This window comes from Polynucleobacter campilacus (assembly GCF_002206625.1).
GTDB lineage: Bacteria > Pseudomonadota > Gammaproteobacteria > Burkholderiales > Burkholderiaceae > Polynucleobacter > Polynucleobacter campilacus.
On record NZ_NGUP01000001.1, the window covers coordinates 452,992 to 467,233 of the forward strand.

Genomic DNA, 14,242 nt, shown 5'->3' on the forward strand with positions numbered 1-14,242 from the left:
CCTTAACTCTTAGACTGGTCAAAGTTGTGCAACTCATGGCCAAGATCTCGGTAAGCTTTATAACGCTCGCGCCCAGCTAAGCGCTCCGCCTCATTGACTGTAACGACTTCAACAATTCGAGGAAACCGTGCAGCTAAGGCAGCCACGTCTTGTGGCATTCGCATCCCCAGATGAATCATGACATCAGCATGCGGTAGGTTGGATAATGCGGGAGAGGCAAAGTCATCGGTTAAAACAATGGGGGTTTCAGTAGCAGCCTCATCATCAATAAAACAATGGGGCAAAAAATCAGTACCACTAAAAGTCCAAAGTAATTCATCTAGCTTTTTTAAATCAGCCATTTCGCCAACCATCACAACATTACGCACTGGCTGACCTTCAGGTGTAGCGCTCCAAATTTTGCGCGTGAGACGACAAGCGTATTCCAGCTTATCAGCAACATTGCTATGAAAGTCGATGCGAGCCATTGAGCAGGATAGACTTACTTTTGCTCAAGCAAAAAGTTCACCAATAAGGGCACTGGACGACCGGTAGAACCCTTTGCAGCGCCACTCTTCCAGGCGGTGCCGGCAATATCTAAATGGGCCCACTTGTACTTCTCAGTAAAGCGCGACAAGAAGCAAGCTGCAGTAACGCTACCAGCCGGGCGACCTCCAATATTGGCAACATCAGCGAAGTTAGATTTGAGCTGCTCATGATAGGCAGTATCTAAAGGCATACGCCATACAGTATCTAAAGAGGTCTTGCCTGCTTTAGTCAAAGCATTGACTAAAGCATCATCATCTGAAAATAATCCACTATGCACATGACCCAAGGCAATGACACATGCCCCCGTTAAGGTTGCAATATCAATGACTGCTTTAGGCTTGAAGCGCTCTACATAAGTGAGTGCATCACACAGAATTAAGCGGCCTTCAGCATCAGTGTTCAGAATCTCAATGGTTTGACCAGACATGCTTTTGACAATATCGCCTGGGCGAGTTGCTTGGCCTGATGGCATATTTTCACAGGTGGGGATTACGCCAATCACATTCTGATTGAGCTTCATCAAACCAGCCGCATACAAAGTACCTATTACCGAAGCAGCGCCACACATATCGTATTTCATCTCATCCATGGCTTCACCAGGCTTTAATGAAATGCCACCCGTATCAAACGTAATACCTTTACCAACTAAAACAATCGGCGCATCACCCGTTTTGCCACCTTGATGACGCATGACAATAAATTGGGGTGGCGTTTCAGAACCTTGTGCAACGGATAAGAATGAACCCATACCCAAGGCTTCTATTTGTTTGCGGCCAAGCACTTCAACTTTTAAGCCAACCTTCTTGCTAAGGCCTTGAGCAGTCTTAGCTAAGTAGCTTGGAGTACAGATATTGGGAGGAAGATTGCCTAAATCTTTTGCCAAATGCATTCCCTCAACCATCGCAAGGCCTTGCTCTACCGCAAGCTTAAGCTCTTTTGCGCAATGATTATTACCAGCAAACACTAAATGCTTAAAAGTATCTGCTTTATCTTTTGCTTTAAATTTCATGGCAGGTTGACGCACACCGAAACGATAAGCTTGGTCGCCTGCATACTGGATTGTTAATCGCACTTCTTCAGCAATTAACTCTACTTTTTGTGCAAAGCTTGGTACAAACCACAGCGCATTTTCAATTGAACCGCCGCTTAATGCTTTCAATCCTGCGCGTACTACTTTAGAAAAGCTGGTCAAACTACGCTCGCTCGCGATATGTAAATCACCCAAACCTAGCAATAACACACGCTTTACCTTCACCCCGTTTGTAGCCCAAGATTTTTCAGCACGCAGAATACAGACAGCTGATTGCTTATCTTCAAGATCACCGAGTACATTGGCGTGGCTCAATGAACCGCCCAGCAGTTGGTCAAGCTCAGCCAAAAATCCCGCCTTACTCTTGGCCCCTTTTGCACCGCCAAAATGATCAAAGTCAGCCTTGGAGTAGCCCAAAACTAAACAGTCAGAGCTTTGAGCCAGAAGGCTTTTAAGGCTGGAATTTAAGGCTTTTGGACTTTGGAGGTCGGCCTGGGGGAAAATCTTGCTACTAAATTGGATTGTCATAATCTATTACGATGTGTTTAAGTCAAATCAAGTGTGTAGGAAATACTAAAACAGGTCTTTTATCCATTATCCTCCGACATGAGGTGAACTTCTTTTATCTGCACCAATATAAGCCCTTAAACCCCACTAATAACCCCAGAATCCAAATAAACCGCTTCGCATGATTTTTCACCAAGCCCTCCGCCGCGAACTCAGCTATACGACTGGTGGGGTTTTTTTGGTCTTGGTGACCATCATGGTTACCACCTTGGTCATTCGAATTTTAGGTTTCGCCGCTAATGGCGCAGTCAACCCAGAGGATGCCGTAGTTTTAATTGCGCTAGCTACTCTTGGCTACCTAGCGGTCTTACTCACTGTCTCCCTATTTGTAGCCACTCTCATCGTCCTAGTTCGCTGGTACAAAGACTCAGAAATGATCGTGTGGTTTGCAAGCGGCTTAAGTATTACCAATTTAATTCGCCCCGTTCTGCAATTTGCAACCCCACTCATTATTATCATCGCCCTCTTAGCTCTTTTTATATGGCCTTGGGCAAATCGTGAATCCACGCTCATCAGTCAGCGCTTCCAGCAGCGTGATGACGTTTCCATGGTGAGTGCTGGACAATTCAAAGAATCTGCTAAAGCAGAGCGCGTGTTCTTTATCGAAGAACTAGATATCGATAAGGGCGAAGTAAAAAATATATTTGTTGCCGATTCCAAGAATGGCAAGCTCAGTGTTGCCGTCTCCTCAACCGGCTACATCCAAAACTCCGAAGGCGGGGAAAAGTCGATCGTGCTCAAAAAAGGGCGGCGCTATGAAGGCGAACCAACGCAGCCTGACTTTAGGATTTTAGAGTTTGAAGAGTACAGCACGAAAATTCGCAGTAAGGAGACTCTAGCTCCGGCCCCGCGTGATAGAGAAAAAACTATTCATGAATTAATGAATGAGCCAAACCCAGCATTTATTAATCCTAGTAGAGCGGAACTGCTCTGGCGCATTGGCCTCCCACTCATGGCCCTTGGATTGGTACTAATTGCAATCCCGCTAGCCTACGTCAACCCACGCCTTGGTAATTACACTGCCATGCTGTATGCAGTCTTAATTTATTTAATCTATAGCAATCTACTCAACTTGACGCAGAACTTTGTATCTCAAGGGAAGATCAGTGTATTTGTTGGCATTTGGCCTATCCATGTTTTGGCTTTTTTAATCGCTTTTGCCTTGATTCGAAATCGCATCAATCCATCATTGAAATGGTGGCGCCGCCAATTACCTAGTGTATTTTCAAGTAAATGAAACTGCTCTTTCCCTTTATCTATGAGCGGTATCTAGCCAAGCAAATTTATGTAGCGTTTGGTTTTATTTTGTTTGCCCTTGTAGCTCTGTTCTTATTTTTCGATATATTGAGCGAGCTTGGATCAGTCCAGGGTGGCTACACACTATCTCTTGCACTACTGCATGTTCTCCTAAAAGCGCCTAGTCGAGTCTCAGAAATCATTCCAATTGCCGGGCTGATTGGCAGTATTTATGTCTTTGCTATGCTCGCCAGCCAATCCGAATTTACGATCCTGCGTATCGCCGGTCTGGATGTAAAGCGTGGTCTGATCACTCTCACCAAAATCTCGCTGCCACTCGTGGCCCTCACACTCATTACGAGTGAATGGGTCGGCCCCTATACCGAGGCTAAATCAGAGCAAATTCGCATGAAGGCCTTGGGTTCTAGTTACTCATCACAATTTAGAACTGGTGTTTGGGTAAAAGATCGACTGCGTGATGAAGATGGCAGCGGTCCAGTGAGGCCCGGCGTGCGCTATGTCAACGTCGGCAAGGTTGATAAAGATAATGTCATCAGCAATATTCGAATGTATGAGTTTGATGATACCTATCACCTTCTATCTATTAGAAGCGCTATCTCAGGTCAATTTGACGAAACTGGTATTTGGGTACTCAATGATGTTGTAGAAACTCGCTTCAAAGAAACTAAGCAATCCGATCCATTGAATGCTGTTTTTTCTGCACAGACATTCAGACACCCCATGGTAATGCTGGAGTCTGAAGTGACGCCCAAAATTTTGAGCGTACTGCTGATTAATCCAGAAAAGATGTCCATCTTGAGTTTAGGTCGCTTTATCTCGCATCTTCGTGATAACAAACAAGATGCCCAGCGCCATACCATTGCGTTCTGGAAAAAAGTGATTTACCCCTTTACTATTTTTGTGATGCTCGCTTTAGCATTACCTTTTGCTTATTTAAAAGTGCGCGCTGGTAGTGTAGGCATTAAAGTTTTTGGCGGCATCATGCTGGGCATGAGTTTTCAGCTCTTTAACTCCTTATTTTCCAATGTCGGCTTATTAGGATCTTGGCCCGCTCTCATGACGGCTCTCACGCCACCCCTGCTTTACTTCCTCTTGGCTCTAACGGCATTACGCTGGGTATCTAAAGCTTAATACCCAAAATTCATTTAGAATTTGATTCCTATATCTTTGTTGATATATAGCTAGGAATTTATATGAATCTCCATCAATTTCGCTTTGTGCGCGAAGCGGTTCGACAAAACTTTAATCTGACAACGGCTGCCAAGGCCCTCTTCACTTCTCAGCCAGGCGTATCCAAGGCGATTATTGAACTCGAAGATGAGTTGGGAGTAGAGATCTTTCGCCGTCACGGCAAACGCATTCGCTCTCTCACCGAGCCAGGTAAACGAATCTTGACCTCTATCGAGCGGATCTTAGATGAAGTCGAAACCTTGAAACGTGTTGGTAAAGATTTTGCAAGTCAAGATCAAGGCAGCTTAGTCATTGCGACAACGCATACTCAAGCTCGCTATGCACTACCTAAAGTTCTCATGGAGTTTACAAAACGCTTCCCAAAGGTACGCGTCAGTATTGCGCAAGGTAATCCTGGGCAAATTGCTGAACTCCTCACTCATGATCGGGCTGATATCGCGATTGCCACTGAAGGGATCGCCAATACACCTGGAGTCCTTGCTCTACCTGGGTATCAATGGCAACACGTGGTGATGGTGCCATTAAGTCACCCACTTCTAAATCAAGCCACGGTGACATTAGAAGAAATTGCAAAGTATCCGATCATTACATATGACAAAGCCTTTGCAGGCCGCAGCAAAATTGATGCCGCTTTTGCCCAAAGAAATATCACGCCAGATATTATTTTGGAAGCGATCGATGCCGACGTGATTAAAACTTATGTAGAAACTGGCATGGGTATTGGGATTGTTGCAGGTCATGCCTATGACCCTGATCGGGATCGCAACCTCAAGGTAATTTCAGCAAGTCATTTGTTTGGCAATAATGTTACCCATCTTGGCGTCAAACAAGGTGCTTATTTAAGGTCTTTTGTTTACACCTTTATTGAGCTCTTCTCGCCGACATTAACCAAGAAAATCGTTGAGCAAGCAATGAATAACGAATCTGATTCGTATGAGATTTAGAATTTAGTGGAACTCAAAGACAAAATCGTCATTTGAGTGGTGCCTCGGGGCGGACTCGAACCGCCACGCCTTGCGGCACCGGATTTTGAGTCCGGCACGTCTACCAATTCCATCACCGAGGCAGGTGTTTGCAGTGGAAATTCTGCTAACTAGGATGCTTTATTACTGCTAAGACATGAGAGTGTAACAAAAAACGGCTCCCAATCCTCTATCTTTGGTCTAGAACCCTTTAAAATGAGGTCCTCTAGCCAAATTATTAAAAGGAATTACCCGTATGGCCGGCCACTCGAAATGGGCCAATATTCAGCACCGCAAAGGTCGTCAAGACGAAAAGCGCGGCAAGATTTGGACAAAACTCATTAAAGAAATTACTGTTGCTGCCAAATTAGGTGGTGGCGATGTTGCCACTAATCCTCGCTTGCGCTTAGCGATTGATAAAGCCAAAGACTCCAATATGCCCAACGATAATGTGCAAAGAGCTATTGCCCGTGGTACCGGCTCACTGGAAGGTGTGAACTACGAAGAGATTCGTTATGAAGGCTATGGAATGAATGGTGCTGCCATCATTGTCGATTGCTTAACCGATAATCGCACTCGCACTGTTGCTGAAGTTCGCCATGCTTTCAATAAAAATGGTGGCAATATGGGCGCTGAAGGATCGGTTGCGTTTCTCTTCAAACATTGCGGCCAAATGTTATTTGCACCAGGCACTAGTGAAGACCATTTGATGGAAGTCGCTTTAGATGCTGGCGCAGAAGATGTGATTACGCATGAAGACGGCTCACTTGAAGTGCTCTCACCAGTTCCTGATTTCTCAAAAGTACAAGACGCTATGAGTAAAGCGGGTCTCAAGCCTGAATTAGCTACTGTAGCAATGCGTCCCGAAACCGAGATTACTCTCGAAGGTGATCAAGCAGAAAGTATGCAAAAACTATTAGACGCTCTTGAAAATCTGGATGATGTTCAAGAAGTATTTACAAACGCCGCTCTTTAAATAGAACTTTTACTCACTATGAAAATTCTTCTCATTGGATCTGGTGGACGCGAACATGCTCTAGCGTGGAAGCTTGCCCAATCACCTCAAGTACAAACCGTCTATGTAGCGCCGGGTAATGGCGGCACTGCTACCGCCAAACAAACTGGTGCTGGTATTGAGAACTTACCAATTACAGGCTTACAAGAACTGGCAGACTTTGCCAAGCGTGAGAAGATTCATCTCACTGTAGTTGGACCAGAAGCGCCCTTAGCCGCCGGTATTGTGGATGTCTTTCGCAGTAACGGTTTACGTATTTTTGGTCCAACGCAATTAGCAGCGCAACTAGAGTCCTCTAAGGATTTTTCTAAAGCGTTTATGAAGCGTCATGGTATTCCGACGGCTGATTACCGAACATTTAGTAGTGCCCTTGAGGCACATGCCTATATTGATGCCAAAGGTGCACCGATTGTGATTAAGGCTGATGGGCTTGCCGCTGGTAAAGGTGTTGTTGTTGCCATGAACTTAGAGGAAGCACATGGAGCAGTAGATATGATGCTAGCTGATAACAAATTAGGTAATGCGGGTGCACGTGTTGTGATTGAAGAATTCCTGACTGGTGAAGAAGCCAGTTTTATTGTGCTCGTTGATGGCAAGAATGTTCTCGCACTAGCAACTAGCCAAGATCACAAACGCTTGCTTGATGCTGACCAGGGACCTAATACTGGCGGGATGGGTGCTTACTCCCCCGCTCCCGTTGTTACACCAGAAATCCATGCACGTGCTTTGCGTGAAGTCATCATGCCAACAGTCAAAGGTATGGAAGCAGATGGCATTCCCTATACGGGTTTCTTGTATGCTGGCTTAATGATTGCACCAAATGGCAAGATCAAAACCTTAGAGTTCAATTGCCGCATGGGCGACCCAGAAACACAGCCGATCATGGCTCGCCTGCGCAGTGATCTAGTAAATGCCTTAGATCATGCTGTTGATGGCAAGCTCAATGAGGTAGATCTAGAGTGGGATCGTCGGACGGCCTTAGGGGTGGTGCTAGCAGCTCATAACTATCCAGATACCCCACGCAATGGCGATGTCATTAGCGGCATTCCGACTGATACTGAAGATCAGATTACTTTCCATGCAGGTACTAAATTGGAAGATGGCAAGATACTCACATCGGGTGGTAGGGTATTGTGCGTAGTAGGCCTTGCGGATACTGTTCGTGGTGCGCAACAAAAAGCCTATGATGTCATTGATCAGATTCAGTTTGATGGCATGCAATATCGTAAAGATATTGGTTATCGCGCAATCAAGTAAATAGGTAGACTCACTTGACAACACAACACACCCAAATTGACATAACAGCACTAAGAGATTATTTCTTAGGCTTGCAAGATCGTATTACGAGTGCAGTTAGTGCTCTTGATGGTAAAGCCTTTGTTGCTGATGAGTGGCATAAACCTGAAGACAGCAAACTCAAGGGCTATGGTCGCACTTGCACTTTAGATGGCGGCAACATCTTAGAAAAAGGTGGCGTGGGTTTCTCGCATGTCCGTGGCGATCAAATGCCGCCTTCCGCTTCCCATCATCGCCCTGAAATGGCCGGCCGCAGCTTTGAAGCATTAGGCATGTCATTGGTATTTCATCCAAATAACCCCAAGGCTCCTACTACTCATATGAATGTTCGCTGCTTCATTGCGCAAGCTGCAGATAAAGAGCCAGTTTGGTGGTTTGGTGGGGGCTTTGATCTCACTCCTTATTACGGTGTCGACGAAGACTGTAAACACTTTCATCAAACCGCTAAAGATGCTCTAGACCCATTCGGTGAGGAGCTCTACCCTCGCTTTAAAAAATGGTGTGACGAATATTTTTATTTAAAACATCGTGATGAGCCCCGTGGTATTGGCGGAGTATTCTTTGATGACTTTAATGAGCTAGGCTTTGAGCAGAGTTTTGCAATGACCCGTGCAGTGGGTGATGCTTTTATCAATGCCTATCTGCCGATCTTAAAACGCCGCTATCAAGACCCTTTCACACCGGAAGAAAAATCTTTTCAAGAATATCGTCGTGGTCGTTACGTGGAATACAACCTGATCTTTGACCGGGGCACTATCTTTGGACTGCACTCTGGCGGAAGAACAGAATCAATCCTCATGTCGATGCCCCCAGTGGTGCAGTGGTGGTACAACTGGCAGCCTAAGCCAGGCACGCCCGAGGCTAAGCTCTATGACTATTACCTCAAACCACGCGATTGGTTAGCTTGAGCAGCATTCAGAAAATTGGCATTCTGGGTGGAACTTTTGATCCGCCGCATATTGGCCACTTAAAGCTAGCAAGTCATTTTGCAAAGATATTGCAATTAGATCAATTACTTCTCATACCTAGCGGTGAGCCTTGGCAAAAAGGTGCCGATATCACTCCTGCAGAAATTCGTTTTCAGTTGACGGAAGGGGCAGGTATAGATTTAGCTAGAGCGTTCTTGTATCTAAAAATTCCAACCCAAATTGGAGTTGATCGAATTGAAATTGAACGAGCAGGTCCAAGCTATAGCATTGATACTGCCAAGTCCCTCAGAGAGCGCTTTGGCCCTAAGGCCAGTCTAACTTGGCTAACAGGTGCAGACTCCCTAATTCATCTTCCAAGCTGGAATTCTTGGCGTGATTTATTTAAATACATGAACTTTGCAGTTGCGAGTCGGCCGCACTGCGATCTAGATACTGAGATGAGCCCTGAAATCAAGGAAATATTGAAAGTACGCCAAGTATTTGATCCAGCAGCGCTGATCAATGAGCCATCTGGCCTCATCTATGTAGATGAAAGCTTGTCAGTCGATCTCTCCTCTACTGATCTGCGCAATCGCCTCAAAACACCTGCTCACGACCAGATTGCTTCAGAGCAAATCCCCACTCATACCTTAGAAATCATTACAAAGCTGGGCTTGTATCAGTAATCAAGCTAAGATCACCCTAAATACTAAAAAATATCATTGAGAAACCATGGACTTACGTAAATTACAACGCGTCATTATTGATGCCCTAGAAGATGTTAAAGCGCAAGATATACGCGTATACGACACCACTAAACTCAGTGAGCTATTTGATCGCGTGATCATTGCCACTGGTTCAAGTAATCGTCAAACACGATCACTTGCAATGTCTGTTAAAGAAGATGTCAATGCTAAAGGTGGTGAAGTGATCTCCATCGAAGGGCTAGAAACTGGTGAATGGGTATTGGTAGATTGCGGCGATATCGTTGTTCATATCCTGCAACCGATGCTGCGTTCTTACTACCAACTAGAAGGCATGTGGGGTGCAAAACCTGTACGCGTTAAATTGGCTGGTAGTAAGGGGCTTGTAAAAGCCAGTGATTTAGAAGACGATGAAGAATAAGTTCGTCTCGCTTTTTTCCCTGCCCCATTCTTTGCCTGATTATTCGTCTTACTCATGCGCTTAACCATCGTTTCAGTTGGTCATAAAATGCCCGATTGGGTTGCTACAGCAACCCAAGACTATGTCAAACGCATGCCAGCGGACTGCAGTATTGAAATTAAAGAAATCAAACCTGATCTAACACCCGCCAAAGAAGCGATCAAGATTGCTGCTGCCATTCCAAAAGGCTCAAGAGTGATTGCCTTAGATGAACGCGGCAAAGATCAGACAACACAAAATCTAGCAACTCAACTGGCCTCATGGCGCCAAGAGGGCTTTGATATCACCTTTTTAATTGGTGGTGCTGATGGCCTAGACCCTAGACTGAAATCCAATGCGCAAGCAATGTGGCGACTCTCTAGCTTAACCCTACCACACGCCATGGCTAGAGTATTACTCGTTGAACAACTGTATCGCGCTTGGACTATCTTGCAGGGTCACCCCTACCATCGTGAGTAATCCTATGTACTCTTTCATCTATCTCGCCTCACAAAGTCCACGACGCCAAGAGTTATTAAAACAAATGGGCATCCGCTATGAGATGTTAGCACCCAGCCCCGGTGAAGATAGTGAAAGCATTGAAACCCCCCTTCTTCATGAAAAAGCTCGCGCCTATGTTGAGCGCGTTACCTTAGCGAAAAGCACTGCTGCCTTGGCACGCTGGCAAAAAAGTGGTCTTACGTGGGCGCCGATCTTATGCGCTGATACCACTGTGAGTATGCCCGGTAATAGTGAAGGTGAGATTTTAGGAAAGCCTACGGATGAAACTGACGCTGCCCGCATCTTAAATATGCTCAGCGGCAAAACTCACGAAGTTCTGACCGCTATTGCCCTGACTATTGACCCAAGTCAGAAACCGCTTTGCTTGGTGCAGGTATCAAAGGTTCATTTTGCCAAGCTATCGCCAGAGCAGATAGCTGCTTATATTGCCAGCGGCGAGCCTTTCGGAAAAGCGGGTGCCTACGGTATTCAAGGGCTTGGGGGTGCTTTCATCCCTTCGATTGAGGGGAGTTATAGCGGTATCATGGGATTACCCATTTTTGAAACTGCACAACTTCTAGAGCGCGCTCAGGTGACATGCCTATGAACGAAGAAATCCTCATCAATATCACCCCGCAAGAAACGCGGGTGGCCTTGATTCAGCAAGGTGCTGTTCAAGAACTGCAAATTGAACGCACACGTCAACGCGGTATTGTTGGCAATATCTATCTTGCTAAAGTCGTTCGCGTACTGCCTGGTATGCAATCTGCTTTTATTGAAATTGGTCTTGAGCGCACGGCTTTTATGCACGTAGCTGACATTGTCCAAAATAATCCGCAAGCCCAAATTGAAAAGCTATTGTTCGAAGGTCAAACGATCTTGGTGCAAGTACTAAAAGATCCTCTTGGGACTAAGGGTGCTCGTTTGACAGCGCAACTGAGTATTGCTGGTCGCAACTTGGTATATCTGCCTCCAGCAGGCAGCGATCCTGCTACAGAAAAATATATCGGTGTATCTCAACGCATTGATCAAGCAGAAGAGCGTGAAGCAATTAAAGTCAGGCTAGCTGGCCTGATGGCTGCCGATGAAAAAGGCGGCATCATTGTACGCACTAGCGCTCAAGAGGCTTCCGATACCGAGCTTTTACATGACATGCATTACCTACGCACTACCTGGGAAAATATTCAGGAGGCAAAAAAACATCAAGCAGCACCAAGCCTGCTATATCAGGATCTCAGCCTAGCTGAACGGGTTTTGCGAGATATCGCCGGTGAAGAGACTGCCCAGATTCGGGTGGACTCTGCTGAGAACTTTGAAAAGCTCAAAGTATTTTCGAATCTGTATATGCCCAATCTATTAGGCAAGCTAACGCTCCATCGTGGTGAGCGCGCCCTCTTCGACTTATTTGATGTCGATGCCGAAATTAATAAAGCTTTGGGTCGTAGAGTAGATCTAAAGTCTGGGGGCTACCTCATGATTGACCAGACAGAGTCCATGACAACAATTGACGTGAACACGGGCAGTTATGTCGGTGCCCGCAATCTAGATGACACTGTCTTTAAAACCAATTTAGAAGCAGCTCAAGCCATTGCGCGGCAATTACGATTACGCAACCTCGGTGGCATCATCATTATTGACTTTATTGATATGCTCAGCAAAGATCATCAAGAATCTGTTCTCTATGAACTCAAGCGCAATCTTGAGCGCGATCATGCCCGCACATCAGTGAGTGAATTTTCTGCACTAGGCTTAGTAGAGATGACGCGCAAACGAACTCGTGAGTCCTTAGCTCACATCACCTGCGAGCCATGCGCTACCTGCATGGGCAAGGGTGAAGTAAAAACCGCTCAAACCATTTGCTATGAAATCTTGCGCGAGATTGTGCGGGAGCATCGCCAGTTCAATCCACGCGAATTTAGAATCGTTGCAGCCCCTGATGTCATTGACTTATTTCTAGAAGAAGAAAATCAATTCCTGGCTCAACTGGGTGACTTTATTGCTAAGCCGATCACCCTTCAAGCTGAAGGCAGCTTTCGCCAAGAACAATACGATATTGTTCTGAGTTGATTTATTTAAGCGTTTGAAAACTGAATGCGGTGAAGGTTGGCATACAGGCCATCTTTTTTGATCAAGTCTTCGTGTGAGCCATTCTCAACAATTTGGCCATGCTCTAGAACCACAATGCGGTCGGCATGCTCAATCGTCGATAAGCGATGGGCAATGACTAAAGTTGTTCTACCAGCCATCAGGCGGTCTAGGGCATCTTGCACTTGTCGCTCCGACTCGGAATCTAAAGCAGAAGTAGCTTCGTCCAAAATTAAGATAGGGGCATCCTTATAGATTGCCCGAGCGATTGCCAGACGCTGACGCTGACCCCCAGATAGGCGATTGCCGTTATCACCAACCATTGAATCAATACCTTCTGGAAGCTCTTTAATGAGAGCGCCTAGATTGGCGGCCTCTAAAGCCTCGATTACTCTTCCCCGATCTATCCCTTCTTGACCGCTAGCACCATAGGCTACGTTTGCAGCAATCGTATCGTTAAATAAGATGACATCTTGGCTCACAAAGGCAATTTGCTTTCTGATGTCAGCCAATACGATATCTTCTAAGCGAATATCATCCAAGAAAATATGCCCGCTTGTTGGTTTGAAGAAACGGGGCAGCAAATTAACTAGCGTAGATTTTCCGCCGCCAGATGGCCCAACAAAAGCGACTACCTCACCAGGCGCAATAGAAAGATTAATTCCGCGTAAGGCATCTTGTCGGCCCACCTCTTGTTCATACGAGAAACCAACATCCTCAAAGCGAATGCTACCTTTGGCTTTGTCCAAGGACTTCATATTGAGCCTGCGTTCCTCAGCCTCTTCCAAAGGTTGATCCATGAGCCCAAAAATCATCTCGGCTGCTGTAAGGCCTCGTTGCAAGGGTTGATTGATATCGGCTAGGTGCTTTAATGGAGAAATCACCAATAACATTGCCGTGATGAAGGCGGCAAAGCCGCCAACTGTCGTACCTTCTGTAGCAGACTGCAGTAAGGCGACTACTAGCACTACTGACAAGGCCATCGAGGCAATGAGCTGTGTTATTGGCTGGTTCAAGCCACCTGCTACAGCCGACTTCAATGCAAATTGGCGAAGGCGCTCAGCTTTTTCGAGAAAGCGATTCATCTCATATTGCTCAGCACCATGCACTTTAATAATCCGATAACCAGCAGCAGCCTCTTCAACGATATATGCAAGATCACTCGTCAGAGTTTGCTGCTCACGATTGAGAGATCGTAGGCGGCGGTTAATCTTACTCATGATGTAAGCAATGATTGGAAAAATAATTAGGACAATTAAAGTCAGTTTCCAGTTTAGATAAATTAAGTAGCCCATCAGACCAATCACCGTCAGGGAATCACGCACTAAACTAATTAACATCCCACCCATAATGGAAAGAACATTATTGACTTCAAATACAACCGCATTGATCACATGAGATGCTGAATTTTGTTGGAAAAAGATTGTTTTAGCGTGCAGCAGAGTTTGAAACATTTGCTCGCGTAACTTTAGAAGAACCGAATTAATCACACGCGACAACAAATAGTTGGATAAAAATTGAGCTAAGCTACGAACCATCGCTAAGCCAACCAAGAAAACAGGTACCTGCCAAAGCTGATTATTCAGTTGACCTGTAAAGCCGCGATCAAGCAAAGGCTTCATCAAGGCAGGAATTGAAGTCTCTGAGGCGGCGACAAAGGCCATGGCCACCAAAGACCCAATAATCAAGCCAATATGGGGCTTAAGATAGGTAATTAAGCGATTTAGGGCAATTCGGTCTTGAGCATTCATATAATGAA

The 14,242-nt window shown here is 45.6% G+C and carries 13 protein-coding genes, 1 tRNA gene and 1 pseudogene; 11 read left to right on the forward strand and 4 right to left on the reverse strand.

What is annotated here, in order from left to right; genetic code table 11:
• Nucleotides 1-2: 2 nt before the first annotated feature.
• Both CBI31_RS02280 and CBI31_RS02285 read right to left on the reverse strand, forming a co-directional pair.
• Entirely contained in the window at nt 3-467 is a 465-nt protein-coding gene (locus tag CBI31_RS02280; RefSeq protein ID WP_088524791.1) for a DNA polymerase III subunit chi, read from the reverse strand.
• Between the two features lie 14 nt (nt 468-481).
• On the reverse strand, nt 482-2,086 hold the full coding sequence (locus tag CBI31_RS02285; RefSeq protein ID WP_088524792.1) for a leucyl aminopeptidase: 1,605 nt from the start codon (nt 2,084-2,086) through the stop codon (nt 482-484).
• 160 nt (nt 2,087-2,246) lie between these two features.
• On the opposite strand from CBI31_RS02285, the gene lptF reads away from it, so the two are divergent.
• The 3 genes from lptF to CBI31_RS02300 all read left to right on the forward strand — a co-directional run bounded on the left by lptF (nt 2,247) and on the right by CBI31_RS02300 (nt 5,517).
• Nucleotides 2,247-3,362, forward strand: coding sequence for an LPS export ABC transporter permease LptF (gene lptF, locus CBI31_RS02290; RefSeq protein ID WP_088524793.1), 1,116 nt, complete (start codon nt 2,247-2,249; stop codon nt 3,360-3,362).
• Nucleotides 3,359-4,513 (forward strand): LPS export ABC transporter permease LptG, encoded by a 1,155-nt coding sequence (gene lptG / locus CBI31_RS02295; protein WP_088524794.1) that lies wholly within the window; start codon nt 3,359-3,361, stop codon nt 4,511-4,513. The genes lptF and lptG overlap by 4 nt, the downstream gene beginning before the upstream one ends.
• A 62-nt stretch (nt 4,514-4,575) precedes the next feature.
• Nucleotides 4,576-5,517 carry a CysB family HTH-type transcriptional regulator gene (locus CBI31_RS02300; protein ID WP_088524795.1) on the forward strand — a complete coding sequence of 314 codons (942 nt, stop codon included), beginning with the start codon at nt 4,576-4,578 and terminating at the stop codon, nt 5,515-5,517.
• Between the two features lie 37 nt (nt 5,518-5,554).
• Here the strand turns inward: CBI31_RS02300 and CBI31_RS02305 are convergent.
• Nucleotides 5,555-5,639, reverse strand: a tRNA-Leu gene (locus CBI31_RS02305).
• Nucleotides 5,640-5,791: 152 nt separating this feature from the next.
• On the opposite strand from CBI31_RS02305, the gene CBI31_RS02310 reads away from it, so the two are divergent.
• From CBI31_RS02310 to rng, 8 genes and pseudogenes are all read left to right on the forward strand, one after another.
• Nucleotides 5,792-6,511, forward strand: a complete 720-nt coding sequence (locus tag CBI31_RS02310; RefSeq protein ID WP_088524796.1) for a YebC/PmpR family DNA-binding transcriptional regulator — start codon at nt 5,792-5,794, stop codon at nt 6,509-6,511.
• A gap of 18 nt (nt 6,512-6,529) precedes the next feature.
• Entirely contained in the window at nt 6,530-7,807 is a 1,278-nt protein-coding gene (purD, locus tag CBI31_RS02315) for a phosphoribosylamine--glycine ligase (RefSeq protein WP_088524797.1), read from the forward strand.
• 35 nt (nt 7,808-7,842) lie between these two features.
• Complete coding sequence (hemF, locus tag CBI31_RS02320; protein ID WP_088524951.1) at nt 7,843-8,754, forward strand: oxygen-dependent coproporphyrinogen oxidase; 912 nt, start codon at nt 7,843-7,845, stop codon at nt 8,752-8,754.
• A complete protein-coding gene (locus tag CBI31_RS02325; protein WP_206075426.1) occupies nt 8,751-9,440 on the forward strand; it encodes a nicotinate-nucleotide adenylyltransferase in 690 nt (229 codons plus the stop codon). Before hemF ends, CBI31_RS02325 begins: the two co-directional genes overlap by 4 nt.
• Nucleotides 9,441-9,486: 46 nt before the next feature.
• Nucleotides 9,487-9,876: pseudogene (rsfS, locus tag CBI31_RS02330) on the forward strand (ribosome silencing factor); the annotation flags it as partial.
• Between the two features lie 57 nt (nt 9,877-9,933).
• Nucleotides 9,934-10,377 carry a 23S rRNA (pseudouridine(1915)-N(3))-methyltransferase RlmH gene (gene rlmH, locus CBI31_RS02335; RefSeq protein WP_088524799.1) on the forward strand — a complete coding sequence of 148 codons (444 nt, stop codon included), beginning with the start codon at nt 9,934-9,936 and terminating at the stop codon, nt 10,375-10,377.
• Nucleotides 10,378-10,381: 4 nt separating this feature from the next.
• Entirely contained in the window at nt 10,382-11,005 is a 624-nt protein-coding gene (locus tag CBI31_RS02340) for a Maf family protein (protein ID WP_088524800.1), read from the forward strand.
• Nucleotides 11,002-12,465, forward strand: coding sequence for a ribonuclease G (gene rng / locus CBI31_RS02345; protein ID WP_088524801.1), 1,464 nt, complete (start codon nt 11,002-11,004; stop codon nt 12,463-12,465). Before CBI31_RS02340 ends, rng begins: the two co-directional genes overlap by 4 nt.
• 5 nt (nt 12,466-12,470) lie before the next feature.
• Here the strand turns inward: rng and msbA are convergent, their stop codons facing one another.
• Nucleotides 12,471-14,234: a lipid A export permease/ATP-binding protein MsbA gene (msbA, locus tag CBI31_RS02350; protein WP_088524802.1), complete on the reverse strand. Its 1,764-nt coding sequence runs from the start codon at nt 14,232-14,234 to the stop codon at nt 12,471-12,473.
• Nucleotides 14,235-14,242: the final 8 nt, after the last annotated feature.

Excerpts from the sequence above, each read along its gene's own strand:
- rng (WP_088524801.1), top strand. The coding sequence starts at position 11,002 with ATGAACGAAGAAATCCTCATCAATATCACCCCGCAAGAAACGCGGGTG.
- lptG (WP_088524794.1), top strand. The coding sequence starts at position 3,359 with ATGAAACTGCTCTTTCCCTTTATCTATGAGCGGTATCTAGCCAAGCAA.
- CBI31_RS02310 (WP_088524796.1), top strand. The coding sequence starts at position 5,792 with ATGGCCGGCCACTCGAAATGGGCCAATATTCAGCACCGCAAAGGTCGT.
- CBI31_RS02285 (WP_088524792.1), bottom strand. The coding sequence starts at position 2,086 with ATGACAATCCAATTTAGTAGCAAGATTTTCCCCCAGGCCGACCTCCAA.
- rlmH (WP_088524799.1), top strand. The coding sequence starts at position 9,934 with ATGCGCTTAACCATCGTTTCAGTTGGTCATAAAATGCCCGATTGGGTT.
- CBI31_RS02300 (WP_088524795.1), top strand. The coding sequence starts at position 4,576 with ATGAATCTCCATCAATTTCGCTTTGTGCGCGAAGCGGTTCGACAAAAC.
- CBI31_RS02340 (WP_088524800.1), top strand. The coding sequence starts at position 10,382 with ATGTACTCTTTCATCTATCTCGCCTCACAAAGTCCACGACGCCAAGAG.
- purD (WP_088524797.1), top strand. The coding sequence starts at position 6,530 with ATGAAAATTCTTCTCATTGGATCTGGTGGACGCGAACATGCTCTAGCG.
- CBI31_RS02280 (WP_088524791.1), bottom strand. The coding sequence starts at position 467 with ATGGCTCGCATCGACTTTCATAGCAATGTTGCTGATAAGCTGGAATAC.
- msbA (WP_088524802.1), bottom strand. The coding sequence starts at position 14,234 with ATGAATGCTCAAGACCGAATTGCCCTAAATCGCTTAATTACCTATCTT.
- lptF (WP_088524793.1), top strand. The coding sequence starts at position 2,247 with ATGATTTTTCACCAAGCCCTCCGCCGCGAACTCAGCTATACGACTGGT.